This is a genomic window from Cellulomonas biazotea (assembly GCF_004306155.1).
In the GTDB taxonomy this organism is placed as follows: Bacteria; Actinomycetota; Actinomycetes; order Actinomycetales; family Cellulomonadaceae; genus Cellulomonas; species Cellulomonas biazotea.
Genome location: NZ_BIMR01000100.1, coordinates 14344 through 37999, shown reverse-complemented (window position 1 = coordinate 37999; position 23656 = coordinate 14344). Strand labels below are relative to the sequence as shown.

Here is a 23656-nt window from a genome sequence, read left to right as displayed (position 1 = left end):
CGCCACGGGCCGGTGCGTGTGCGGGCGCGGGGCCCGAGGTGCGGTCAGGGGCGACCGCGGTGCGGGCCGTGCGACGGCCGCGAGGCGCCGTGGCCCGGACGAGGGCCGGAGTCGACGCGGATGCGCAGCGGACGACCCGCGACGCGGGCCCGGGCGAGCCGGTCGACAGCCTCGGCGGACAGGCCGCCGGGGATGTCGACGAGCGAGAAGCTGCCGAAGATGTCGATCTTGCCGACGTCCTTGCCCGTCAGGCCGCCCTCACCCGTGAGCGCCCCCACGAGGGCACCGGGCTGCACGCCGTCACGGTGCCCGACCGCCACGCGCCAGCGCGGGGGACCACCGGCGATGTGCGTGTCGTTGCGACGACGCTCGCGCGGGGGCCGGTCGTCGCCCGCCGCCGACCGCTCGGGGCGGCCGGGAGCGAGGTGGGCGCGCTCGAGGGCGTCGTCCAGGTCGTCGCCGGTCCGGGCCGCGGGGCCCTCGTCGCCGACCGCGAGCGCCGCCACGACGGCCACGAGGTCGACCGGGTCCGTACCGGGGTGCGCGGCGAGGTGCGCGGCGACGGCCTCGCGGTACACGTCGAGGCGACCGAGGGTCGCACGCTCGGCCGCGCGGCCGAGCAGGCTCGCGACGCGGTGCGCGCTGACCTCCGCGGGGCTGGGGATCGTGACCTGCTCGAGGGTCGCCCGCGTGGTGCGCTCGATGGTGCGCAGACGGGACTGCTCGGACGGGGTCACGAACGCGAGCGCCTCGCCCTCGCGACCGGCACGGCCGGTGCGGCCGATGCGGTGCACGTAGGTCTCGGCCTCGCGCGGGACGTCGAAGTTCACGACCAGGCCGATGCGGTCCACGTCGAGGCCACGCGCGGCGACGTCGGTCGCGACGAGCACGTCCAGCGCACCCGAGCGCAGGCGCTCGACGATCTTCTCGCGGTCCGACTGGGCGACGTCCCCGGAGATGTGCGCCGCGGAGATGCCGCGCTCGACGAGCGCGCTGCCGACCTCCTCGGCCGCACCGCGGGTCCGCACGAACACGATCGACGCGTCGGCCTCGGTCACGGCGAGCACGCGGGCGAGCGCGCCGATCTTGTGCCGGTGCGGGACGACGGCGTACGTCTGGCGGACCGTCGTGACGGTCGACGACTGCCGGGCCACGGTGATCTCGACGGGCGCGTTGAGGTGCTGCTCGGCGACGCGGCGGATCGGCGGCGGCATCGTCGCGGAGAACAGGGCGACCTGCCGCTTCTCGGGCGCGGCGGACAGGACGCGGTCCACGTCCTCGGCGAAGCCCATGCGCAGCATCTCGTCGGCCTCGTCGAGCACGAGGTAGCGGACCTGGTCCATGACGAGCGTGCGCCGGTCCAGGTGGTCGAGGACGCGGCCGGGGGTGCCGACGACGACCTGCGCGCCGCGAGCCAGGGCTCGCTGCTGCGGGAGGAACGGCGAGCCGCCGTAGACGGCGACGACACCGAGACGCGGCAGGTGGGTCGCGAACGACGCGATCGCGTCGGCGACCTGCATCGCGAGCTCGCGCGTCGGGGTGAGGACGACGGCCTGGACGGCCGCGATCTCGGGGTCGACCGCGGCGAGCAGGGGCAGGCCGAACGCGGCCGTCTTACCGGTGCCGGTCTGCGCGACACCGACGATGTCGCGGCCTGCGAGCAGCGCGGGGATCGCCTGGGCCTGGATCGCGGAGGGGGTGACGAAGCCGAGGTCGGCGACGGCGCGCTCGAGGCTCGCCGGCAGACCGAGGCCGTCGAAGGTGGGGGAGGCGTCCGGGGACGTGGGGGCAGGGGGCACGAGGGAGCTCATGGTCACCGTTCGGGTAGCGCGGAGCCCTGAACCGTGCGCCAGGACGGCGACGGCGGGTCGCTGCTGCCCCGAACACCCGACGGCACCATGGACGGTGCCCAGACCTTCTCGACACGAGCACGCACCTGGTGCGGCTCTCGACGGGGGACGCGCGACGAACTCCAACAATCGCCGACCAGTCTACGGGTGGACGGGCCGATCGCGGGGGTGACGTGCGCGTGAGTTCCGGCACAGGCCCCGGGGCGGCCGCTCAGTCCAGCCCGAGCCGCCGCGCCTCGATGACCGGGCAGGTGTCCATCACGACGTCGAGCCCCGCGTCGGCGGCCCGCTTCGCGGCGGCCTCGTCGACCACGCCCAGCTGGAGCCACACGGCCTTCGCGCCGATCGCCACCGCCTCGTCGACGACCGCGCCCGCCAGGTCGCTGTTGACGAACACGTCCACGACGTCGACGGCACCCGGCACCTCGGCGAGCGACGCGTAGCCCGCGGCGCCGTGCACCGTGGGTGCCGACGGGTGCACGGGCACGATCTCGTGACCGGCGTCCTGCACGAACCGCGCGACCCCGTACGCGGCGCGCGACGTGTTGGTGGACAGGCCGACGACGGCCCAGCGGCCGGGCGTGGTCAGCAGGCGGCGGACGACGTCGGGATCGTTGCGGTGGGTCACGGGGGAAGCGTCGCACGCCCCGCGGCGCGGCGCAGGGGACTCGGCGCGGAGCCGCAGGTGAGGACGTGTGCGTCCCGTCTCCGCCGTGTTCGGCCGGCTCGGGCGGGTCCGCGCCGTAGGATCGTCGCCGCAAGCACCAAGAACGACGGGGGAGGCAGTGAGTCAGAACGACGTCGTCACACCCCGCGTGCTGACGGTGCCCAACCTCGTGAGCTTCGTCCGGCTCCTCCTCGTCCCCGTCTTCGGGTGGCTCATCGCGACCGGTCACGACGGCTGGGCCGTCGTCGTGCTCGCCGTCTCCGGCGCGAGCGACTGGCTGGACGGCGTCCTCGCGCGCCGGCTGCACCAGGTCTCCCGGCTGGGGCAGCTCCTCGACCCCGCGGCCGACCGGCTGTTCATCCTCGTCACGCTCATCGGTCTCGTGTGGCGCGGAGCCGTCCCGTGGTGGCTGCTGGCCGTCCTCGTGGCCCGCGACGTCCTGCTCGCCGGGCTGCTCGTGCGCCTCGCGCGCGCCGGCTGGGGACCGCCGCCCGTGCACCTGGCCGGCAAGGCCGGCACGTTCGCGCTGCTCTACGCGTTCCCGCTGCTCCTGCTCGGCCAGTGGGCCGACCCGCTCGGCTCGGTCGCGTTCGTCGTCGGGTGGGCCTGCGCCCTGTGGGGTGTCGGGCTGTACTGGTTCGCGGGCGCGCTCTACCTCGTGCAGGCCCGCGGCCTCCTGCGTGACCGGACGGCGACCGCGTGACCGCCCGGCACGGCGACGCCGTCCCGCGCCCCGCGCCGGACGTCTCGATGACGCTGCTCAACGAGGTCTACCGGCGTCCCCTCGACCCCGGGTACGCGGCCGCCGCCGAACGGGTCCGGGCGGGCACCCAGCCGCCCCGCACGCGCCGCGGCACCGTCGGGCTCGTCGTCGTCGCCGTCGCGCTCGGCGCCGGGACCGTCACCGCGGCGCTCTCGCTGCGCACGCCGCCCACCGCCGTCACCGCCGCCCGCAACCTCCTCGAGCGCCAGATCGAGCAGCGCACCTCCGAGGCCGACGACCTCGAGCGCGAGATCGACACGCTCAACGACGACATCCGCGCGCTCCAGGCCGACGCGCTCGGCGACGCCGACCCCGCGCTCGCCCAGGAGATCGCCGCCGGGCAGGTCGCCGCAGGGCTCGTCCCGGTGACCGGCCCTGGCCTGCGGATCGTCCTCACCGACGCGCAGACCGACCCCGCCGAGGAGGAGGACCCCTTGTCGCGCGTGCAGGACGGCGACCTGCAGGTGCTCGTCAACGGACTCTGGGCCGTCGGCGCCGAGGCCGTCGCGATCAACGGCGAGCGCCTCATCGCGACGTCCGCGATCCGCAGCGCCGGCTCCGCCGTGTGGGTCGACTTCGTCCCGCTCGTCAGCCCGTACACCGTCGAGGCGATCGGCGACGCCGTCGCGATGCAGACCGAGCTCGCGCGCAGCCCCGCCGGGCAGCTGCTCGCGACGCTCCGCAGCAGCTACGACATCGGGGTGACCTGGTCGTCCCAGCCCGAGCTCGAGCTCGGCGGCGCCGGGCAGGTCACGCTGCGCAGCGCGACCGTGCCCGAGGAGTCGAGCCTCCTGACGCCCAGCCCGACCGAGGGACCGGCGGACGACGAGTCCGCCGCGGTCGAGGAGGGTGCGACGGACGCCGCGGGTATGGCAGGGTCGGCACGTCGTTCGGGGAGGGATGGCACGTGATCGCAGTCATCGGGCTGGTCGTGGGAGTCGTCGTGGGCCTCGTCCTGCAGCCGACCGTGCCCGTCGAGCTGCAGCCGTACCTGCCGATCGCCGTCGTCGCGGCGCTCGACGCCCTCTTCGGTGGCCTCCGGGCGATGCTCGACGGCATCTTCGACGACCGCGTCTTCCTCACGTCGTTCCTCTCGAACGTCGTCGTCGCCGCGCTCATCGTGTTCCTCGGCGACCAGCTCGGCGTCGGCACGCAGCTCTCGACCGCCGTCGTCGTCGTGCTCGGCATCCGCATCTTCTCCAACGCCGCCTCGATCCGCCGGCACCTCTTCAAGGCATGAGCGACCGTCCCGACGACGCGTCCGACGCCACACCGGCGCCGGGCGACGCGGCGACACGGCCCGACGTCGTGACGCCGGCCGTCCCAGGGGACCCGGCGGACGACGGTGGGCCCGGGGCTGTCGACCTGGACGCGACCACCGACGGCACGGCAGGTACGCCGGACGTGGACGCGGGCGGCGACGTCGACGCCGACCTGGACGGAACCGCGGTCGGCGACGCGGACGTGGACCGCGCTGCGGGCGACGACGAGGTCGGCGCCGGCGACGCGGGCGAGGACGAGGTCGGCGCCGGCGCTGCGGGCGACGACGAGGCCTCCGCGGCCCTTGCCGACAGCATCGACGACCGTGACGCCGACGCGACGGAGCCCTTCGCGCGGACCACCGTCGCCCAGGTCGCTGCCACGCCCGACGAGATCGCTGACGCGGAGCCCGTCGGTGCCGAGCACGCCCTCGACGAGGCCGCCTGGCTCGCGTCGTCCTCGGCGGTCGCCCAGGAGCACGACGACGAGCAGCTCCTCGCGCGGGAACGGGTGACACCTGACCCGGCCCGAACGCCGGAGTCCTCGTGGGCAGCGGCCCACGTCGGAGCGGACGGCGCGGACCCTCGTCGCGACGCCGACGACAGCGACGCCGCCCTCGCGTCCGACGACGGCGTCGACGAGGTGGGTGGACCGGATGTCGACCCGCACGCGGCCGCCGCGCTCCTCGCAGCCCCGGGGATCCTCGACGCAGGTGAGCGGGGCGGGCCGACGACCGCCGGCACCCCGGTCGTCGGCCCGCCGAGCGCCGCCACCCCCGTCGTCGGCCCGCCGACCGCCGGGACCCCGGTCGTCGGCACGCCGGGGCCGAGCGGCTGGGTCGTGCTCGGCCGGGCGCTCAAGCCCCGCGTGACGCGGGCGCAGGTGCTCGCCGGTGTCCTGTGCGCGCTGCTCGGCTTCGCGCTCGCCGTGCAGATCCGGCAGACGAGCGACTCGACGCTCACGGGCATGCGGCAGGCGGACCTCGTGCGCATCCTCGACGAGGCGACGACCCGCGGCGACGCGCTGGAGCGCGAGCTCGCCGACCTGGCGGACGAGCGCGACGAGCTGCTGTCGGGGTCGAACACCCGCCAGGCGGCGCTCGACGCGCTGCGCCGCAACGCCGAGACGCAGGGCATCCTCACCGGGCGGCTGCCCGCGGAGGGGCCGGGTGTCGTGGCGACGCTCGACGACGTCGAGCCGGACGGGCTCATCAAGCCGGTCACGATGGTCAACATGCTCGAGGAGCTCCGCAACGCCGGGGCGGAGGCCATCCAGCTCAACGGTCAGCGGATCACGGCGAGCAGCGCGTTCACCGGGTCCGCCGGCTCCGTGGAGCTCGACGGGGTCACGCTCACCGCGCCGTACGTCTGGGACGTCATCGGCGACCCCGACACGATCGCCCCGGCCCTGCAGATCCCCGGTGGCGCACTGGCGGAGGTGCGGCGCAACGGCGGCACCGGCAGCGTCGAGCGGGCCGACCTGGTCGAGGTCACGGCCATCCGGGTCGTGCCAGACCCGGTGCACGCGACACCGGTCCCGCCGGAGTCCGGCTGAGGGCGCGCCCGGGGGGTGGTGCTGCACCGATGGCGCACGTCCGCATAGGGTGTGCGTGACCCCCCGAAGGCGGCGGTGGTCAGGACGAACGGTACGGCTCCGGGAGGCGGAATGAGCGGCAACGAGCAGGCCCCCGGGGTCCCCGAACCGCAGGCGGGTCGCGGGTACGGCCCCGACACCACGATGTCGTTCGGGGCGCTCGAGCCCGTCGAGATCGAGGCGGCCGCACCCGTGGGGCTGACGCCCGACGAGGTCGTCGCGGTGAACGCGCTCCCGCCGACGTCGGCCCTGCTGGTCATGCAGCGCGGGCCGAGCGCCGGCGCGCGCTTCCTGCTGGACGCCGACCGGACGGTCGCGGGCCGGTCGACCGAGGCCGACATCTTCCTCGACGACGTCACGGTGTCGCGCAAGCACGTCGAGTTCGTGCGCGACGGGCAGCAGTTCGCGGTGCGCGACATCGGCTCGCTGAACGGCACCTACGTCAACCGGACGCGCATCGACCAGGCCGTCCTGCGGGCCGGCGACGAGGTCCAGATCGGCAAGTACCGGCTCACGTTCCACCCGAGCCCGCACCGTGAGGCACCGCGCGCGTGACCGGGACCGTGCCTCACGGGCCGATCTCGCAGGGGAGCGGCGCATGACCGGGGCGCAGGCGCGACGCGCCGAGCACCAGGCGGAGCAGCGCGAGCCGGCGGCGTCGGAGCCGTGGCCGCGGGGGATCTCCCGCCGCGCCTCGATGCGGATCTCCGACGTGCTCGCCGCACTGCGGATCGAGTTCCCGGCCGTGACGACGTCGAAGCTGCGCTTCCTCGAGGAGCAGGGCCTGGTCGAGCCCGTGCGGACGCCCGCGGGCTACCGGCAGTACTCGCCCGCCGACATCGAGCGGCTGCGCTTCGTGCTGCGCCAGCAGCGCGACAAGTACATGCCGCTCAAGGTCATCGGCGAGCGGCTCGCGGCGCTCGACGCCGGCGAGGAGGAAGAGGCCGCGCCCCGGGCGCGTCTCGCCACGCGCGACGGCGTCGTCCAGTCGGGTGAGGTCCGCTGGACGGTCGAGTCGCTCGCCGCCCAGGCCGAGGTCGAGGTGGCGTTCGTCGAGGAGCTCGTCGCCGCCGGCGTCCTGCGGCCGCACGGACGCTCGTCGTTCGACCCGTGGGCGCGGGACGTGGTCGTCGCGGCCGCCGCGCTGGCGGAGCACGGCATCGACGCGCGTCATCTGCGCCAGTTCCGCACCGCCGCTGACCGCCAGGCGGACCTCGTCGAGCAGGTCGCGGCACCGTGGCGCGGTCGCCGAGGAGCGTCGGCGGCGGCACGCGCGGGGACGGTCGCGGCCGAGGTCGGGGAGCTGTGCACGCAGATGCACACGGCGCTCGTCCGGGCCGCCGTCGCCGAGCTCGCCCCCTGACGCAGGACGTCCCAGCCACACGCCGACTGAGCCGCGCCAGATCGGTCCGGGCGTCGTACGTTGGTCGGGTGGGGGAGGACGTCGAGCTCGTTCAGGTCGAGGTCGTCGGCGTGCGGCAGCACCTGGCCGACGACGAGATCGTCGTGCTCCTGCTCGACCCCGACTCCGAGCTGCTCGTGCCGATCCTCATCGGGGCCGCCGAGGCCAGCGCGATCGCGTCCGCGCAGGCGGGCATCGTCCCGCCACGGCCGATGACGCACGACCTGCTGCGGGACGTCCTGGTCGCCACGGGGTCGGGCCTCACGCGCGTCGAGATCACCCGTCTGGAGGACGGCGTCTTCCACGCGGAGCTCGTCCTGCAGACGGGGCCGCGCGTCGACTCGCGCGCGTCGGACGCGATCGCGCTCGCGCTGCGCTTCGGCTGTCCCGTGATGTGCGCGGCGGAGGTGGTCGCGGTGGCGGGCGTCGAGGTCCGCACGACGGCCACCGAGCAGGACCTGGAGCGGTTCCGGCGTTTTCTCGACGTCGTCACACCCGACGACTTCGGGACGGGCGAGGACCCCGACGAGCCCGGGCGCGGCCCGTGAGACCGCGCCACCAGCAGCAACCTTCGACCTCAGGTCGAAGGTGAGACTCGCCGAGCGCGACACGCCCGGAGCGGGCGTCGTTGCATCGGGGTGGTCGCAGGCCTAGCGTTGCAGGAAGTCAGGGAAGAGCGCGCCGCACGGCGCAGCGAGTGGAGGACCCGTGAGCAGCAACGAGAGCGCCGAGCACGCCACACCGGTGCCGCAGCGCGCACAGGGTCTGCTGTTCGACGACGACCTCCCCGACCTCGACACGTACTCCGGGTACCGCGGCCCGACCGCCTGCCGCGCGGCCGGCATCACGTACCGCCAGCTCGACTACTGGGCCCGCACGGGCCTCGTCGAGCCCTCCGTGCGCCCCGCCACCGGCTCGGGCACGCAGCGGCTCTACAGCTTCCGCGACATCCTGGTGCTCAAGGTCGTCAAGCGTCTGCTCGACACCGGAGTCTCGCTGCAGCAGATCCGCACGGCCGTCAGCCACCTGCGCGAGCGCGGCGTCGACGACCTCGCGCAGATCACGCTCATGTCGGACGGTGCCAGCGTCTACGAGTGCACGTCCGCCGACGAGGTCATCGACCTGGTGCAGGGCGGCCAGGGCGTCTTCGGGATCGCCGTGGGCCGGGTCTGGCGCGAGGTCGAGGGGTCGCTGGCCGAGCTGCCCACCGAGCGCGCCGAGGACGAGGGCACGACCGTGATGGCCCACGAGCCGCACGACGAGCTCGCTCTGCGTCGTCAGGCCCGTTCCGCCGGCTGACGACGGCCCGGCCTCGACGCTGGGCCCCGGCGCATCGCACGCATCAGGCGCGGCGCGTGTTCCGTCCGCACCTTCACGGTGCGTGCGACGCCGGAGGGGGCGGTCGACGTCAGCGACGCGGTGCGCGCAACGCCCGCTCGGCCAACGCCTCGAACGTGCTCGCGAGCTCGGCAGCGGCCGCACCGGGCCAGGCGTGCACGGGCTGGGCGGCGCCCTGCGCCTGCTGCAGCGCCGCGCGCTCCGGCACGAACGGCGCGAGCACCAGCGGCCCGTACAGCGTGCGGAGCTCCTCGAGCCGGAACGCCTGCTCGACGGACCGCGCGCGTACCCGGTTCACGACGATCCCCAGCGGCTGCAGCTGGGGGGCGGGTCCACGCCGCAGGTCGTCGATCGTGCGCATCGCGCGACCCACGGCCATGACGGAGAACAGCCCCGGCTCGGTGACGACGACCGCACGGTCGCAGGCCGTCAGCCCGGTGCGGGTCAGGCCGCCGAGCGACGGCGGGCAGTCGACGAGCACCAGGTCGTAGCCGGACACCCACGCGAGCGCGAACCGCAGTCGGTCGACGTCGTTGTCGTCGAGGCGGTCGTGCAGCGCCGACCGCTCGGAGCCCACGAGGACGTCCAGGCCGTCGTCGGCCCACGAGCTCAGCACCGTCGCGGCGGCGACGGACTCGGCACCGGGCGCGTCGAGGACGCCGGCGACGTCGCCTTCACCTGCCGCGCGCGCCCCGAGCGCCATCGTCGCGTCGCCCTGGGGGTCCAGGTCGATGACGAGCGTGCGCAGGCCGAGCTCGAGCGCGGCGGACGCGAGCCCGAGCGTCACCGACGTCTTGCCCACGCCACCCTTGAGACTGCACACCCCGAGCACCAGCACGGCCAACACGGTACGGGCACCGGCTGCCCGGCACGAAACCGGACGCGCGTCCGGCACGCCGGAGCGGGGGAGCGGGCGCCTCGGCGGCCTTGCGCCGCTGCCCGTGGAGACCGCGGCACGCGCCCGCGGCGCGGGGGTGACGCGCTGACCTGTGGCGACACCGCACGACTGCGGCACACTGGCCCGATGACGACGCGACTGGTCCGGTGGGGGCACTCCTGCGTGCGGTTCGAGCGGGGGGACGACGCCCTCGTCGTGGACCCGGGCACCTTCTCCGACCTGGACCACGCCCTCGACGGCGTGGCGGCGATCCTCGTGACGCACGAGCACCCTGATCACGTCGCGGTCGAACCCGTCGCCGCTGCCGTCGCCGCCGGGGCGGACGTGTGGGCCCCGGCCGGGGTCCTGACCGCGCTGCGTGACGCCGGCGCACCGACCGAGCGCCTGCACGAGGTGCGCAGGGGCGACGAGCTCGAGGTGGGCGGGTTCGACGTGCGCGTGCTGGGGGAGTGGCACGCCGTGATCCACCCCGACGTGCCGCGCGTCGCCAACGTGGGCTTCCTCGTCGCCGGCGTCCTGCACCCCGGCGACGCCTACGTCGACCCGCAGGGCGCCCAGGTCGACGTCCTGCTGACTCCCGTCGGCGCGCCGTGGCTGCGGCTGGGCGAGGTCGTCGACTGGGTGCGCGGTGTCGCACCGGGGAAGGTCGTCATGATCCACGACGCCCTCCTGAGCGACGCCGGGCGCGCGAGCGCGCGTGCGCTGGTCGCTCGTCTCGCCGGAGCCGGCGAGCTCGTCGCGCTCGGGCCGGGCGAGGGCATCGACGTCGGCTGACCGGCGGGCGCGACGTGCGCGTCGGTCGTAGCCTGTGCGACAACCCGACCGGCGCCACCGCGCGCCCGATCGCCAGACGGAGGCAGACGTGACGTTCCCCGTGGGGCACGAGGTGCCCGAGCTCGAGTTCGACGAGACCGTCCCGCCTCGCCCCGAGGAGGAGATCGCCGACGTCGCCCGCTCCGTCCCCGACCCCGAGGGCCACGGAGGCTCGCCCGACGACCTGCCCGGTGCGGCAGGCGCGTCCGGCGCTGCGGATGGTGCGGCGCGCGACGAGGCCTGAGCGCCGAGCGGGGACGCGTGAGGCATCCTTGAGCCGTGCTGATCCACCGGGTGCTGGAAGACGACTGGGAGCTCGTGCGTGACGTGCGCCTGCGGGCGCTGCGGGAGGACCCGGGGGTCTTCGGCTCGTCGCTCGAGCGCGAGGAGTCGTTCCGCGAGTCGCACTGGCGGATGCGCCTGCGCGGCGGCCCGACGTGGGTCGCCGTCGACGACGAGCGCGTGCCACGCGGCATCGTGACGATGATCCTCGAGCCCGGCTCGCCGGTGGACGACCGGCACGTGGTGTCGCTCTGGGTGGCCCCGGAGTCGCGGCGCCAGGGTGTCGGGTGGGCGCTGCTCGACGCCGTCCAGGCCGCCGCCGAGGCCGAGGGGGCGCGCACGGTGTCGCTGTGGATCGTCGACGGCAACCACGCCGCGGGGGACCTGTACGTCCGTGCCGGGTTCACGCGCACGGGGGAGAGGCAGCCGCTGCCGCGTGACCCGTCGCGGGTCGAGGAGCGGTGGGTCCGTCCGGTGGGAGACGTCGACCTGCGCTGAGCCGCAGGCGACTCCCGTGCGCGGGCTGCATGCGGTGACGCCGACCGTGGGGGCATCCACCGACGCCGTGGGCGAGAAGGTTTCTGCCATAGTTGACGCGCTCGGCGGTGCCTGTGGGTCACGGGCCGGCGGGGGCCGCCACGTGCGTCTGGACGAGGTGCCGGTCGGTGCGGTGCGGCCGCTGAGCACGACGCCTGGGCGGCGAGCTTCACGTCGTCGTCGTCGTCGTCGTCGCGAGGCGAGTCTCACGAGAGCACCGCTGAGACGACGCCTCGGCAGGGTGCCCGCGTCGGCTCGCAGTCGACGACGACGGCACGGACACCAGGTCCATCGGCACGCGGCTGTCGCCCGAGCACGGTCGGCGCCCGTCAACGGTGCGCCGGCGCACGTACGGCTCACGAGCGACGACGGTGCGGGCGGCACGCGCACGGCGCAGCGTGTCCACGGGAACGCGGTGCCGAGGACGGCGTCAGGGACGTACCCGGGACCGAAACCGCCTCTCAGCCCCTCTTCGCCCACATCCAGCAGGTTTTCGAACATAGCCGGAACTTTGGCAGAATCGTGGAGAGCCACTCTCTCGGCGCCGGGACGGCCGCGCGCCTCGTCCTGCGGCCGCACGTCTCCCGACACGTCACGGCCGTCGCGCCAGGACGTCTCCGGGCGGTCCTCTCCGTGACCGACTCCTGGCGTCGTCAGGACTTCCTGACGCGCCGACGTACGCCTGGCGGCCACGTCGCACCCGGGCATCCCGGCGCCACCCGGGGCGTGCCGCTTCGGCCGGTGCACACGCGCACGATGCTCGCGCCGGTGGGTCGCCGACTTCGACGCCCCTCTCTCGCAGCCGGGCCTCCAGACCTCCGCGCGTCGACTTTGGCAGAACTGCGGCGTGCCGTGCTCCCCACGGGTCGACGGATGCCTACGGTTCCCCCATGCCCGTCCTGCTCTCGACCGTGGTCGAGCCGTTCCTCACCGACCGCGCGACGCTGACCAGGCGCGGGCTGACCGACGGGTCGCGTGCCGGCTACCGCCAGGACGTCGTCACGTGGGCGCACCAGGTCGCCTCCGACCTCGGCCGTCTCGGCGACGACGACGAGGACCCGCTGGCGGTCCTCACGGCCGACGACCTCACCGAGCTCAACGTGAAGAACGCCTACCGGCAGATCCGCGCCCGCGAGGCCGCGTCGACCGTGCAGCGCCGGGTCGGGACGCTGCGCCTGTTCGTCCGCTGGCTGCAGATGGAGGGCCACCTCGCGGTCGACCCCACGCTGCGGATCGAGGCGCCGGAGCGCCCGGTCCGCCTCCCCGCGGGGTGGGACGACGGCGAGCTCCTGCGGCTCGCGAAGGTCGCGTGGGAGGTCGCGCCCGGCGACAAGCGGCGCTGGCCCGCGCGCGACCGGGCGGCGTTCGCGCTGCTGTCGACGACCGGCGTGCGCGCCTCCGAGCTGTGCTCGCTGACCGACCGCTCGGTGCGCGTCGAGGACGACGGCGAGGCCGTCCTGACCGTCATCGGCAAGGGGAACCGCCAGCGGAACGTGCCGGTGCCCCCCGAGGCGCTGCGCGTCGTGCAGGAGTACGTCGCGGAGCGTGACGAGCGCTTCGGGCCTCCCGAGCACGCCGCTCCCCTGCTCCGGCTGTCGTCGGGCCGCCCGCTGCAGCGCGGTGCCCTCAACCACCTGGTCGACGGGTGGATCCGGCGGTCCGGCGTCGCCAAGCAGGAGGGCGAGGCGGCGCACGGGTTCCGGCACACGTTCGCGAAGGGCCTGATCCGCTCGGGTGTCCCCGCCCCCGCCGTCCAGGCGCTGCTCGGCCACGAGGACCTCAAGACGACGGGCATCTACGTCAAGGCGACAGCGTCCGACGTGCGCGACGCGGTGCTCGTCTCGCCCTCACGACGTGTGCTGCGGGAGGTCGACGCGGCACTCCCCTCCCCCGGGACCGTTGCGCCGGACGTCACCGGGGGCACGCCCGCGGCAGCCCGGTGACGTCGACCGGCGTGCGACGCGCGCCGCGTCGGCGTCGTGGGCCACGATGAGGGCATGAGCACCGACGACCTCGACGCCACGATCGCCCAGGTGGAGCAGCAGGAGCGCGAGCTCGTGCTCCGCTCGTTCACGTACGACGACGCGTGGCAGCTCGGCTGCCTGCTCATGGAGATGGCGGCCGAGCGCGACCTGCCGGTGACGGTCGACATCCGTCGCGGCGGCCAGCAGCTCTTCCACGCGGCGCGCGAGGGCACCTCGCCCGACAACGACTCGTGGGTCGAGCGCAAGGTGCGTGTCGTCGAGCGGTTCGGCGCGTCGTCGTTCCTGCTGGGGCTGCGGGCGCGGGCCCGCGGCACCACCTTCGGGGAGCAGCACGAGCTCCCGTTGCAGCAGTACGCCGCGCACGGCGGGGCGTTCCCGGTGCGGGTGCACGGCGTCGGCGTGGTCGGCGTGGTCACGGTGTCCGGGCTCGCCCAGGCCGACGACCACGCGCTGGTGGTCGAGGCGCTGCGCGCGTTCGCCGCCTGACGAGCCGAGTGGTGCGGGCGTCCGTCACCTGACGAGCCGTCCACAGGCCGCACGGCGGCGTGGCCCGTCCACGGCGCGCGGACGCCGTGAGCCCTCGCACCGGGGCGTGACGCCACGCTGCGGCGATGAGGATCAACCCGCACCACGACGACCTGGGCTGGGACGACGACCCGGACGGCGGCACGTCGGACGGTGACGACTGGGCCGACGTGCCGTGGGTCGTCGACGGGCACGGACCCGACGACGACCTGCCCCGTCTCCCCCGGCACGCGCTGCAGGACCCCGACGACCTCCTGGGGCTGCTGCTGCGCCTGGTCGGCCCCGAGCGTGCCGGTCCCCCGGCGCTCTGGTTCGTGCTGCTCGACGCGCACGACCGCTGCCTGCCGAGCGTGCTGCCGCTGGCGGACGTGCCGATGACGGCGTCCCCCGGCGTCGCCGCGCACGTCATGCACGTGCTCGCGTCAGTGCTCGACCGCGAGGCGCCCGGCGGGGCGGTGGTCGTCGGGCTGGTCCGCGCGGCGGGCGGCGACCGCGGCGCGTTCGAGACGTCGTGGGCGCCGGCGCTGCGGGACGCGGCCGACGAGCACGGCGTGCGCGTCCGGGCGATGGCCGCGATCGGTGCGAGCAGGGCTCGCGTCATCGAGTGGTGAGGGCCGCGTCCCTCACCCGCCGCGACCCTCACCGGGCCCCTCGGCCCACGCCGCTCCCCGCGGCCCGGGCGTTGCTCAGGCGGCTCCGGGCGCCGCCTCGTCAATCGTGGCGAGCTGCTCGAGGGTCGGCTCCCACAGGATGCTGCGGACGTTCGCCCGGAGCTGGTCGGGCGTGCGCGCCCCGGCGATCACGCTGGTCACGGCGGGCTGCGCCGCGAGACCCCCGAGGGCGAGGGTTGGCAGGTCGACGCCCCACGAGCCCGCGAGGGCGTCGAGCGCCTCGATCCGGTCGAAGTCGGCACTCTCGAGCCGCTGCGGCATGCGCGTGAGGCGCGAGCCTTCGGGTGCGCCCTCACCCCGGCGGTACTTGCCGGTCAGCAGGCCGGACGCGAGCGGGACGTACGGGATCAGCCCGCCACCGACGCGGTCCAGTGCGGGGACCAGGTCGGCCTCGGCCGAGCGGTCCAGCAGGTTGTACCGGTTCTGCGCCGAGACGAACGGGGCCACGTGCGTCGTGCGCGCGACCCAGTCGGCGTCGACGACCTGCCAGGCCGCGAAGTTCGACGAGCCGACGTACAGGACCTTGCCCTCGTGCACGAGCTCGTCGAGCGCCGCGAGGGTCTCGCCGATCGGCGTCAGCGGGTCGGGCGCGTGCATCTGGTAGAGGTCGATGCGGTCGGTGCCGAGGCGGCGAAGCGACCCCTCGACGGCGCGCCGCACGTACCGGCGGGACCCCCTTGCACCCCAGTCCGTGCCGTTGAGGCCCGCGACGTCCATGCCGAACTTGGTCGCGACGACGACGTCGTCGCGTCGTCCGGCGAGGGCGGCGCCGAGGAGCTCCTCGCTCTGGCCCGGGGTGCCGCCGTACACGTCGGCGGTGTCGAAGAACGTGACGCCCTCGTCCAGCGCCGCGGACACGAGGCCGGCCACGCCCTCGGGCGGCAACGTGGCCCCGAAGGTGTTGCAGCCGAGGCCGGCGACGGACACGGTCAACCCGCTGGTGCCGAGCCGCCGGTAGGACATGGTCTGCGCCGGGGGCGCCGTCGTCGTCACCCGCAGCACCCTACGTCAGCCCTCGCCCGTTCCGGCGGGGCCGTCCCCCGCGGGTCTGCCCGGTTCGTCCACCCCTTCCCGGCGCCCGTTCACCAGACCTTCACGCCTGCGTGGAACACTGGGGGGTCGACCGCCGTTGAACATCGGTGGAAGTTCTCACTCGACGGCCGGAACCCGGCACGGAGGTCCCCTGATGGCAAACCGGTCCCTGCGCGGCATGCGCATCGGGTCCCACAGCATGGAGACGGACGAGGGCGTCGACTTCGCCCCCCGCCTCCAGGCGCACTACGACTGCCCCAACGGGCACACCATCATCCTGCCGTTCTCGGTCGAGGCCGAGGTCCCGGTGGTGTGGGAGTGCCGTTGTGGCGCGGAGGCGCTCCTGCGTGACGCCTCGAAGCCGGAGGCGAAGGCGGGCAAGCCCGCCCGTACGCACTGGGACATGCTGCTCGAGCGCCGCACCATCGGCGAGCTCGAGGAGCTGCTCGACGAGCGCCTCGGCCTGCTGCGCGCGGGCAAGCTCCGCCGCAGCGCCTGACCCGTCGACCGCTGCCCGGCCCCTCAGCGGGCCGCGGCGCGGCGTGACAGCCCGAACGCTCCCGCCAGCCGGCGGGAGCGTTCGCGCATCCCCCACCCGGTGACGTTGAGCAGCGCCTCGGCGACGATCGCCCGGCTCATCTTCGAGCGCCCGATCTCGCGCTCGACGAACGTGATCGGCACCTCGACGACACGCGCGCCCGCACGGACCGCCCGCCAGGCCATGTCGACCTGGAAGCAGTACCCCTGCGACGCCACCTCGGCGAGCGGGAGCGACCGCAGCAGGTCGGCGCGGTAGGCACGGAAGCCTCCGGTCGCGTCGCGCAACGGGATGCCCAGCACGATCCGCGTGTAGGTGTTGCCCCCGACGGACAGCAGGCGGCGGTGCAGCGGCCAGTTGACGACGCTCCCGCCCGGCACCCACCGGCTGCCGAGGACCAGGTCCGCGTCGGCGACGGCGGCGAGCAGCCGCGGCAGGTCCTGCGCGCGGTGCGACCCGTCGGCGTCCATCTCGACGACGACGTCGTAGTCGCGTGCGAGCGCCCAGCCGAAGCCGGCGACGTAGGCGGTGCCGAGCCCGAGCTTGCCGCTGCGGTGCAGCACCGCGAGCGAGCGCGTGGGGTCGGGTGCGGCGGCCTCGTCGGCGGCGATCTTCTCGGCGAGCTCGCCCGTGCCGTCGGGAGACCCGTCGTCGACCACGAGCACGTCCACCGTGGGAGCGTGCTCGCGGAGCCGCTCGAGGGCGATCGGGATGTTCTCGCGCTCGTCGTACGTCGGGATCACCACGAGGACCCGGGCGTCGCTGAGGTTCATGCCGCGCTCTCCGTTCGGTCGGTGCGGGGCACGCGTCGCGCGCCGGCGGCACCGGCGAGGACCACGCACACCGCGAGGGCGTCGACGACGAGCCCGGGCCAGGGGCCCAGCCGCGTCGCCGGTGTCCAGGTGGTGCGCAGGGGCAGGCCGGCGACCATCTGCTCGGCGGTGAACAACCCGGTCTGCTGGCTCACGACCCCGTTGGGCTCGATCACCGCGCTCACGCCGACGGTCGAGATCTGCACCGTCGCACGGCCGTGCTCGACGGCCCGCAGCCGCGCCATCGCCAGCTGCTGGGTCGACTCGTCACTCATGCCGAAGGAGGCGTTGTTCGTCTGGACGACGAGCACCTCTCCCCCGGACCTGACCGCGTCCCGGACGAGCGAATCCTAGGCGACCTCGAAGCAGATGACGTCACCGATGCCCACGGTGCGGGCGAGGCGCTCGGACTCGAGCGGCACGTAGCCGGGGCGGTCGCCCGGGATCATGTCGCGCGTCACGAGGTCGACGGCGGACGAGAAGTGCCGCACGAACGACCGCATGGGGATGTACTCGGCGAACGGTGCGGGGTGCTGCTTGGTGTAGGTGGCGACGACACCGGTGCCGGGCTCCCAGAGGACCGCGGTGTTGTAGCGGCCGCCCGACGGCGGGTACTCGACGGTGCCGACCAGCATCGGGGCGTCGACGGCCTGCGCGGCGGAGTCGATGAGCGCGGCGGCGCCCTCGTCGACCTGCGGGTCGATGTCGGTCCCGTTCTCGGGCCACAGCACGAGGTCGAGCTCGCCGGGCTCGACCTGGTCGAGCAGCGCGATCGTTCCGTCGACGTGGTTGCGGAGCACGGCCTCGCGCTGGCCGAACGCGTCGAGGCCGGTGCCGGGCACGTTGCCCTGGACGGCGCCGACGCGCAGGGTGCCGCTCTCGGCGGCGGTGTCGAGCGGGATGAGCAGGGCGCCGACGAGGACGGCGGCCGCCACCGCCACGGCACCCACGGTGCGTCCCACGACGACGCGGCCGGCGCTGATCACGGCCCGGGCGAGCAGCACCCCGACGACGACGACGGCCGCGGAGACGAGCGGCGTTCCGGCCCAGGAGGCGTAGGCGACGAGCGGCGAGTCCGCCTGCGAGAACGCGAGGCGGCCCCAGGGGAAGCCACCGAACGGCCAGGTCGAGCGCAGGTCCTCGATCGCGACCCACAGGATCGTGAAGACGGCGACCTGCAGGCCGCCGTTGCGCCAGACGGCCTCTCCCCGGCGCGCCCAGGACCAGGCGGCGCCGAAGAGCGCCATGTACGACGCCTCGAGCACGCTGAGCGCGAGCCACGGGACGAGCCCGACGGCCTCGTCGGCCCAGGTGATCAGCGGGGCGAAGAACGCCAGCCCCCAGACGAACCCGACGAGGGCGTTCCAGCGGGCGCTGTCGCGGCGCATCGCGAGGTACAGCAGGGCGACGCCGACGAAGGCCGCTCCCCACACCGCGGGGCCGGGGAACGCGACGCGCGTGACCAGCCCGCTCGCGACGGCCAGCGCGAGGGCCCACCAGCGGGACGGTTCACGGGCGAGCACCGCGCAAGAGTACGACAGCCCGCTGTGCGCCGGGTCCGTCGAGGTGCTGGTGAGGGGTGTCCGACCGACCGGCCCGCGTGTCCTTCGTACCGGTCGGCGCCGAGCGGCGCGACCGTTGTCTGTTGAACACGCGGGCCCGGTCGGAACCCAGAGAATTCGTGCCCCCCGTTCGATGACGGGGCTGCGACCCGTGCCCGTCCCGACGCCTGCGTCGGGGTGGAACCGATCTCGTGCAGCCACGAATACCCTCGTGAACCTACCGAGATCAGCCGAGGTGTCAAGGTGGCGTCGGTGCAGGTGGGGGTTCTCTGCGCAGGTCATCCGCGACCACCCCGAAGGCGTGGTCTCCCCCAGCCCGGCGTGTCGCGTGGCGTGTCGCAGGAATCGGACATCTGTCCAGCACGACGCGTGTCAGCGCGCCCCGCAAGAATCACCCGCTCGGGTCGACGCGGACGGGCCGCGACCTCGCGACCCCGTCGGGAAAGCGGGCTCCGCGAGTCGCGGGTCGCAGGCGGCGGAGGGCCTCAGCCGAGCGCGTCGAAGAGCACGACGCCGTCGCGGACGGTCCGCAGGCACTGCGGCTCCGGAGCGTCAGGGCCGAGGTACGGCAGCAGGGGCGTGCCCGAGCGCGCGTCGGTGCTCCACGACGCCAGCCGCCCGTCGGGCGCCTGCACGACGAGGTGGTCGGCCCGCCACACCGCCAGGTGCGCGGGCGCACCCACGCGCAGCTCCCCCGCGCCCGTGTGGTCGAGACCCGCGAGCCGCCAGCCGCCGCGCGTCGACGCCCGGAAGGCCGCCCGCGCCGAGATCCGCTGCTCGGGCGCCTGGTGCAGCACCGCGGCCCGCACGCCCGCCCACGGGCTCACCGGGGTCACGGGCGAGTCGGAACCGAACGCGAGCGGGACGCCGGCGCCGGCGAGGTCGGCCAGCGGGTTGAGCGCCGCGGCACGGCCCGCGCCCAGCCGCTGCGCGTACATGCCGCCGTCGCCACCCCACGCGGCGTCGAACGCGGGCTGCACGCTCAGGCGCACGCCCAGCAGGATGAGCGACGCGAGCGTCGGTGCGTCGACCATCTCGGCGTGCTCGAGCCGGTGCCCGGCACGCCCGATCGCCTCGACGCCCTCGACGTCGGCGGCGGCCCGCAGCCCCAGGACGACCTCGTCCATCGCGCGGTCGCCGATCACGTGGAAGCCGCCCTGCAGCCCGGCGCGCGTGACCGCGGTGACGTGGTTGCAGATCTCCTCGGCCGACAGGTACAGCACACCGGAACCGTCGGCATCCGCGTAGGGGGCCCGCAGGGCAGCGGTGTGCGACCCCAGGGAGCCGTCGACGTTGAGGTCGCCGCCGATGCCGGTGAGACCCGGCACGGCTTCGAGGAGCGCCCGCGCGTCGTCGACCGTGACGCACCGTTCGCCGCGGTACCCGACGACCAGCGGCAGACCGCTGGCCGGGTCCGCGGTCGTGCCAAGGAGCTCGACGAGCCCCGCACGGGTGTCGATGAAGGGCGCGCTCTGCTCGTGGACGGACGCGACGCCCTGCGACGCCGCATGCGTCAGCGCCCGGCGGTACAGGGACGTCCGGCGCTCGTCCGACACGCGCCGCGCGGCCTCCCTGGCGGCGTGGTGGGCCTCGCGCTCCACGCGGCCGTCGTCGCTCCAGCCCGGCAGGTCCTCCAGGCCGGCGGAACGGGCCAGGGCGGTCGAGACCACGGCCGAGTGCACGTCGACCCGGGCGAGGTACACCGGCGCGCCACCGGCCGCGGCGTCGAGCTCGTGCCGGGTCGGCGGCCGGCGCTCCGGCCACGCGAGCTCGTCCCACCCGAACCCGAGCAGGGGCGCGTCCTGCTGCTCGACGGGGCGCTCACGAGCAGCGCGCGCCACGGCGTCGAGGGCGTCGGCGAGGGACCGCACCCCGGCGTCCGCCGCGAGGTGCACGCTCTCCAGCGCGAGGGCCGTCTCCAGGACGTGCACGTGCGCGTCGACGAACGCGGGGGCCACGAGAGCCCCGTCCAGGTCGACGACCTCGTCGGCGCGGGCGGCGAGCCCGTCGGCCGTGTCGTCGTCCCCGAGCCACGCCACGACGCCGTCGTCGACGAGCAGGGCCTGTGCGAACGGGTCGGCCGAGGAGTGGATGACACCGTTGCGGTAGAGGGTCGCTCTCACATCCGCTCACGATAGGGCAGGTCAGCGCGGCGCACCCTGCCGAGATCGGGCGAAACCGGGCGAACGGCTCCGTGACGTGGACGACCGACCGGGATCACACCGACGAGTACGCCACGACCCCGCGCCGCAGGGCGTCCACGGCCCGGGCGGCCGTGGTCCGCGTGCGCTCGTGCGGGGCCGCGCCGGACACCTGGTCGAGGACGTCGATGACCTGCTTGCACCACCGCACGAAGTCGCCCGCCGACAGGTCCCCGCCCCGCAGGACCGCGTCCAGGCTGCGGCCCGCGGCCCACCGGTGCACGGCCTCGACGAGCCCCAGGTCGAGCGGGACGGTCGACTCCAGGCGGTGCTCGGACTCGAGGTCCTCGAGCTCCGACCACGCCCGCACGGTCCCGTCCAGGGCGACGCCGAGCCGCCCGGCGGGTCCGCCCGGCACGTGCGGCTCCCCCTGGTCCTCGCGGCGGGACCGGTAGACGAGCGTCGACACCGCCGCGGCGAGGCCGGGCACGTCGAGCTCGTCCCACGTGCCCCGTCGCAGGCACTCGGCGAGGAGCAGGTCGTTCTCCGCGTACAGGCGGCGCAGCCACCGGCCGTCGGGGGTGACCTGGAGAGCCCCGTCGGACCGCTCCAGGTAACCCAGGCGTTCCAGCACGTCGCAGATCCGGTCGAACACCACGGCGATCGAGCCGGTCCGCCCCTCGATGCGCCGCACGAGCGCGTCGTGCTCGCCGCGCAGCCGGTGCCAGCGCTCCGCCCAGCGGGCGTGCTCCTCACGGTCGGGGCACGCGTGGCAGGGGTGCGCCCGCAGCCGGCGGCGCAGCGCTGCGACCGCGGCGTCGTCCTGCGCGGCCGTGTGCCGCTCGGGCCGCTTCGTGCGGCCAGGGCGTCCGTCGGGGGCCGGGCCGGTCTGCACGGACGAGCGCAGGGCCGCGGCGAGCTCGCGCCGCGCGGCCGGCACGCGGACGTTGAATCCCTTCGGGACGCGCAGGTAGCCGACGGTGCGCACGCCGGTCCCGACGTCCGCCACCGTGAGCCTGCGGACCTGACGGTCGGTCGTCACGACGGTCGGGCGGGGGCCGTCGAAGCCGCCGCTGCCGCCGGGGTCGACGACGACGGCGTGCCCGGGGCGCCGTCCCACGGGGATCTCCAGGACGTCGCCCACGCGCAGGCCTTCGAGCGAGCGGGCGACCTCGGCCCGGCGTGCGCTCGCCGCGGCGCGGGACTGCTCGCGCTCCAGGCGGGCGATGTCCTGCCGGATCGCCGCGTACTCGGCGAAGTCGCCGAGGTGGCAGCGCATCGCCTCGGCGTACCCGTCGAGGGCCTCGGTGTGCGCCTGCGCCTGGCGGGCGAGCCCGACGACGCCGCGGTCCGCCTGGAACTGCGCGAACGACGTCTCGAGGACCTCGCGTGCACGGTCGCGGCCGACCTGGGCGACGAGGTTGACGGCCATGTTGTAGGTGGGGCGGAAGCTCGACTTGAGCGGGTACAGGCGCTTGGACGCCAGCCCCGCGAGCTGCACGGGGTCGAGCCCCGGGTGCGCGACGACGACCGCATGCCCCTCCGTGTCGATCCCTCGCCGCCCGGCCCGGCCGGTGAGCTGGGTGTACTCGCCGGGCGTGACGTCGACGTGGTTGGACCCGTCCCACTTGACGAGCTTCTCCAGCACCACGGAGCGCGCAGGCATGTTGATGCCGAGGGCGAGCGTCTCGGTCGCGAACACGACCTTGACGAGACCGCGGGAGAACAGGTCCTCGACGGTCTCCTTGAAGAGCGGCAGCATGCCCGCGTGGTGGGCCGCGACGCCGCGTGTGAGCGCCTCCAGCAGGTCCCAGTACCCGAGGACGTCGAGGTCCTCGGGCGGCACCGCGGCGCAGCGCTCCTCGACGACGCGCCGGATCGTCGCCTGCTCCGCAGGGTCGGTGAGGCGCACGCCGGCGGCGAGGCACTGCTGCACGGCCCCCTCGCACCCGGCACGGGAGAAGATGAAGACGATCGCGGGCAGCAAGCCGTCCCGGTCGAGGGCGTCGACCACCGCGAACCGGGGCGTCGGCCGGCCGAAGCCCTGCCCGCCGCCCGGACGGTGACCGCCGCGCCCCCGGTACCCGCGGTCGCCCGGACCCCGACGACCGGACGGCCCGTCGGTGCGCTCGGTGCGGCGCAGCAGGTGGACCAGGTCCGGGTTGATGGGCGGGTCGACGCCCGGGTCGGTCGGGTCGACGTGGCCCGCGTAGAGCTCGAGCAGGTCGCCGCGCACCAGGACGTGCTGCCCGAGCGGGACGGGCCGGTGCTCGGACACGACGATCTCCGTGTCGCCGCGCACCGTCGCGAGCCAGTCGCCGAACTCCTCGGCGTTGGACACGGTCGCCGAGAGCGAGACGAGCTGCACGTCGTCGGGCAGGTGGATGATCACCTCCTCCCACACCGGGCCGCGGAACCGGTCGGCGAGGTAGTGCACCTCGTCCATGACCACGTACCCGAGGCCCGCGAGGGTGGGCGACCCCGCATAGAGCATGTTGCGGAGGACCTCGGTCGTCATGACGACGACGGGCGCCTCGCCGTTGATCGTGGTGTCGCCCGTGAGCAGCCCGACCCGCTCGGGTCCGTACCGGCGCACGAGGTCGCCGTACTTCTGGTTCGACAGCGCCTTGATGGGCGTGGTGTAGAACGCCTTGCGCCCCGACGCGAGCGCGAGGTGCACGGCGAACTCGCCGACGACCGTCTTGCCGGCGCCGGTCGGGGCGGCGACCAGCACGCCGCTCCCCCGTTCGAGCGCGGCGCACGCGTCGGCCTGGAACTCGTCCAGGGGGAACGTGAGGAGCTGGCGGAACTGCGCGAGCTCGCCGCGCTCCTCCTCGGCGCGACGGCGCGACGCCGCGTACCGCTCGGCGGGCGACGGCTCGGCCGCGGGGGCACGGGTCGAGCCGGTGCTCGACGGAGCGGAGGCGGAGGACGGACGACGCCAGCGTGACACCACAGGCACACCCTAGGCACGCGCACGGCCCGAC

At 74.9% G+C, this 23656-nt stretch carries 24 protein-coding genes; 15 read left to right on the top strand and 9 right to left on the bottom strand.

All coding sequences use genetic code 11. The annotated features are described in order from the left end of the window. Positions 1-44: 44 nt before the first annotated feature. Positions 45-1811 carry a DEAD/DEAH box helicase gene (locus CBZ_RS08165; RefSeq protein ID WP_130781072.1) on the bottom strand — a complete coding sequence of 589 codons (1767 nt, stop codon included), beginning with the start codon at positions 1809-1811 and terminating at the stop codon, positions 45-47. 250 nt (positions 1812-2061) lie between these two features. Then, the gene (locus CBZ_RS08160; protein WP_130781071.1) at positions 2062-2478 is read right to left on the bottom strand and encodes a CoA-binding protein; all 417 of its coding nucleotides are present in this window, start codon (positions 2476-2478) and stop codon (positions 2062-2064) included. Positions 2479-2635: 157 nt separating this feature from the next. Between CBZ_RS08160 and clsA the strand changes: the two genes are divergently transcribed. The 8 genes from clsA (at position 2636) to CBZ_RS08120 (ending at position 8834) form a co-directional block, all read left to right on the top strand. Further along, positions 2636-3220, top strand: a complete 585-nt coding sequence (gene clsA, locus CBZ_RS08155) for a cardiolipin synthase ClsA (RefSeq protein ID WP_130781070.1) — start codon at positions 2636-2638, stop codon at positions 3218-3220. Next, positions 3217-4191: a DUF881 domain-containing protein gene (locus CBZ_RS08150; RefSeq protein ID WP_130781069.1), complete on the top strand. Its 975-nt coding sequence runs from the start codon at positions 3217-3219 to the stop codon at positions 4189-4191. The genes clsA and CBZ_RS08150 overlap by 4 nt, the downstream gene beginning before the upstream one ends. Then, positions 4188-4520 carry a small basic family protein gene (locus CBZ_RS08145; RefSeq protein WP_013771088.1) on the top strand — a complete coding sequence of 111 codons (333 nt, stop codon included), beginning with the start codon at positions 4188-4190 and terminating at the stop codon, positions 4518-4520. The genes CBZ_RS08150 and CBZ_RS08145 overlap by 4 nt, the downstream gene beginning before the upstream one ends. Then, positions 4517-6094 carry a DUF881 domain-containing protein gene (locus CBZ_RS08140; protein ID WP_130781068.1) on the top strand — a complete coding sequence of 526 codons (1578 nt, stop codon included), beginning with the start codon at positions 4517-4519 and terminating at the stop codon, positions 6092-6094. The genes CBZ_RS08145 and CBZ_RS08140 overlap by 4 nt, the downstream gene beginning before the upstream one ends. Positions 6095-6205: 111 nt before the next feature. After that, positions 6206-6688 carry an FHA domain-containing protein gene (locus tag CBZ_RS08135; RefSeq protein WP_130781067.1) on the top strand — a complete coding sequence of 161 codons (483 nt, stop codon included), beginning with the start codon at positions 6206-6208 and terminating at the stop codon, positions 6686-6688. Between the two features lie 43 nt (positions 6689-6731). After that, positions 6732-7496: a transcriptional regulator FtsR gene (gene ftsR / locus CBZ_RS08130; protein ID WP_246013155.1), complete on the top strand. Its 765-nt coding sequence runs from the start codon at positions 6732-6734 to the stop codon at positions 7494-7496. A 68-nt stretch (positions 7497-7564) separates the two neighbouring features. After that, complete coding sequence (locus CBZ_RS08125) at positions 7565-8083, top strand: bifunctional nuclease family protein (protein WP_130781066.1); 519 nt, start codon at positions 7565-7567, stop codon at positions 8081-8083. A gap of 160 nt (positions 8084-8243) precedes the next feature. After that, positions 8244-8834, top strand: a complete 591-nt coding sequence (locus CBZ_RS08120) for a MerR family transcriptional regulator (RefSeq protein ID WP_130781065.1) — start codon at positions 8244-8246, stop codon at positions 8832-8834. A gap of 109 nt (positions 8835-8943) precedes the next feature. Here CBZ_RS08120 and CBZ_RS08115 read toward each other — a convergent pair whose 3' ends face one another. After that, a complete protein-coding gene (locus CBZ_RS08115) occupies positions 8944-9711 on the bottom strand; it encodes a ParA family protein (protein ID WP_130781064.1) in 768 nt (255 codons plus the stop codon). 186 nt (positions 9712-9897) lie between these two features. Between CBZ_RS08115 and CBZ_RS08110 the strand changes: the two genes are divergently transcribed. The 6 genes from CBZ_RS08110 to CBZ_RS08085 all read left to right on the top strand — a co-directional run bounded on the left by CBZ_RS08110 (position 9898) and on the right by CBZ_RS08085 (position 14524). Beyond that, positions 9898-10545 carry an MBL fold metallo-hydrolase gene (locus CBZ_RS08110; RefSeq protein WP_130781063.1) on the top strand — a complete coding sequence of 216 codons (648 nt, stop codon included), beginning with the start codon at positions 9898-9900 and terminating at the stop codon, positions 10543-10545. Positions 10546-10633: 88 nt separating this feature from the next. Next, on the top strand, positions 10634-10828 hold the full coding sequence (locus CBZ_RS08105; RefSeq protein WP_130781062.1) for a hypothetical protein: 195 nt from the start codon (positions 10634-10636) through the stop codon (positions 10826-10828). Positions 10829-10863: 35 nt separating this feature from the next. After that, complete coding sequence (locus CBZ_RS08100; RefSeq protein ID WP_130781061.1) at positions 10864-11364, top strand: GNAT family N-acetyltransferase; 501 nt, start codon at positions 10864-10866, stop codon at positions 11362-11364. A 929-nt stretch (positions 11365-12293) separates the two neighbouring features. Next, positions 12294-13346, top strand: a complete 1053-nt coding sequence (locus tag CBZ_RS08095; RefSeq protein WP_246013154.1) for a tyrosine-type recombinase/integrase — start codon at positions 12294-12296, stop codon at positions 13344-13346. A gap of 54 nt (positions 13347-13400) precedes the next feature. After that, positions 13401-13874: a heme-degrading domain-containing protein gene (locus CBZ_RS08090; protein ID WP_130781060.1), complete on the top strand. Its 474-nt coding sequence runs from the start codon at positions 13401-13403 to the stop codon at positions 13872-13874. 125 nt (positions 13875-13999) lie between these two features. Beyond that, positions 14000-14524, top strand: coding sequence for a hypothetical protein (locus CBZ_RS08085; protein ID WP_130781059.1), 525 nt, complete (start codon positions 14000-14002; stop codon positions 14522-14524). 75 nt (positions 14525-14599) lie between these two features. On the opposite strand, the gene CBZ_RS08080 is transcribed toward CBZ_RS08085, so the two are convergent. Further along, positions 14600-15547 carry an aldo/keto reductase gene (locus CBZ_RS08080; protein ID WP_130781078.1) on the bottom strand — a complete coding sequence of 316 codons (948 nt, stop codon included), beginning with the start codon at positions 15545-15547 and terminating at the stop codon, positions 14600-14602. Positions 15548-15770: 223 nt separating this feature from the next. On the opposite strand from CBZ_RS08080, the gene CBZ_RS08075 reads away from it, so the two are divergent. Then, positions 15771-16115 (top strand): RNA polymerase-binding protein RbpA, encoded by a 345-nt coding sequence (locus CBZ_RS08075; RefSeq protein ID WP_130781058.1) that lies wholly within the window; start codon positions 15771-15773, stop codon positions 16113-16115. 23 nt (positions 16116-16138) lie between these two features. Here CBZ_RS08075 and CBZ_RS08070 read toward each other — a convergent pair whose 3' ends face one another. From CBZ_RS08070 to CBZ_RS08055, 5 genes are all read right to left on the bottom strand, one after another. Next, positions 16139-16927, bottom strand: coding sequence for a polyprenol monophosphomannose synthase (locus CBZ_RS08070; protein WP_130781057.1), 789 nt, complete (start codon positions 16925-16927; stop codon positions 16139-16141). Continuing rightward, on the bottom strand, positions 16924-17277 hold the full coding sequence (locus tag CBZ_RS21725) for a carbon-nitrogen hydrolase family protein (RefSeq protein WP_246013152.1): 354 nt from the start codon (positions 17275-17277) through the stop codon (positions 16924-16926). The genes CBZ_RS08070 and CBZ_RS21725 overlap by 4 nt, the downstream gene beginning before the upstream one ends. A gap of 39 nt (positions 17278-17316) precedes the next feature. Then, positions 17317-18489, bottom strand: a complete 1173-nt coding sequence (gene lnt / locus CBZ_RS08065; protein WP_246013150.1) for an apolipoprotein N-acyltransferase — start codon at positions 18487-18489, stop codon at positions 17317-17319. A gap of 524 nt (positions 18490-19013) precedes the next feature. Beyond that, the gene (locus CBZ_RS08060) at positions 19014-20651 is read right to left on the bottom strand and encodes an amidohydrolase (protein ID WP_130781056.1); all 1638 of its coding nucleotides are present in this window, start codon (positions 20649-20651) and stop codon (positions 19014-19016) included. Positions 20652-20745: 94 nt separating this feature from the next. Continuing rightward, on the bottom strand, positions 20746-23622 hold the full coding sequence (locus tag CBZ_RS08055; protein ID WP_373862155.1) for a DEAD/DEAH box helicase: 2877 nt from the start codon (positions 23620-23622) through the stop codon (positions 20746-20748). Positions 23623-23656: the final 34 nt, after the last annotated feature.

Coding starts and splice junctions, on each gene's coding strand:
- CBZ_RS08140 (WP_130781068.1), top strand. CDS start 4,517: ATGAGCGACCGTCCCGACGACGCGTCCGACGCCACACCGGCGCCGGGC.
- CBZ_RS08070 (WP_130781057.1), bottom strand. CDS start 16,927: ATGAACCTCAGCGACGCCCGGGTCCTCGTGGTGATCCCGACGTACGAC.
- CBZ_RS08095 (WP_246013154.1), top strand. CDS start 12,294: ATGCCCGTCCTGCTCTCGACCGTGGTCGAGCCGTTCCTCACCGACCGC.
- ftsR (WP_246013155.1), top strand. CDS start 6,732: ATGACCGGGGCGCAGGCGCGACGCGCCGAGCACCAGGCGGAGCAGCGC.
- CBZ_RS08080 (WP_130781078.1), bottom strand. CDS start 15,547: ATGTCCTACCGGCGGCTCGGCACCAGCGGGTTGACCGTGTCCGTCGCC.
- CBZ_RS08110 (WP_130781063.1), top strand. CDS start 9,898: ATGACGACGCGACTGGTCCGGTGGGGGCACTCCTGCGTGCGGTTCGAG.
- CBZ_RS08075 (WP_130781058.1), top strand. CDS start 15,771: ATGGCAAACCGGTCCCTGCGCGGCATGCGCATCGGGTCCCACAGCATG.
- CBZ_RS08090 (WP_130781060.1), top strand. CDS start 13,401: ATGAGCACCGACGACCTCGACGCCACGATCGCCCAGGTGGAGCAGCAG.
- CBZ_RS08165 (WP_130781072.1), bottom strand. CDS start 1,811: ATGAGCTCCCTCGTGCCCCCTGCCCCCACGTCCCCGGACGCCTCCCCC.
- CBZ_RS08085 (WP_130781059.1), top strand. CDS start 14,000: ATGAGGATCAACCCGCACCACGACGACCTGGGCTGGGACGACGACCCG.
- CBZ_RS08135 (WP_130781067.1), top strand. CDS start 6,206: ATGAGCGGCAACGAGCAGGCCCCCGGGGTCCCCGAACCGCAGGCGGGT.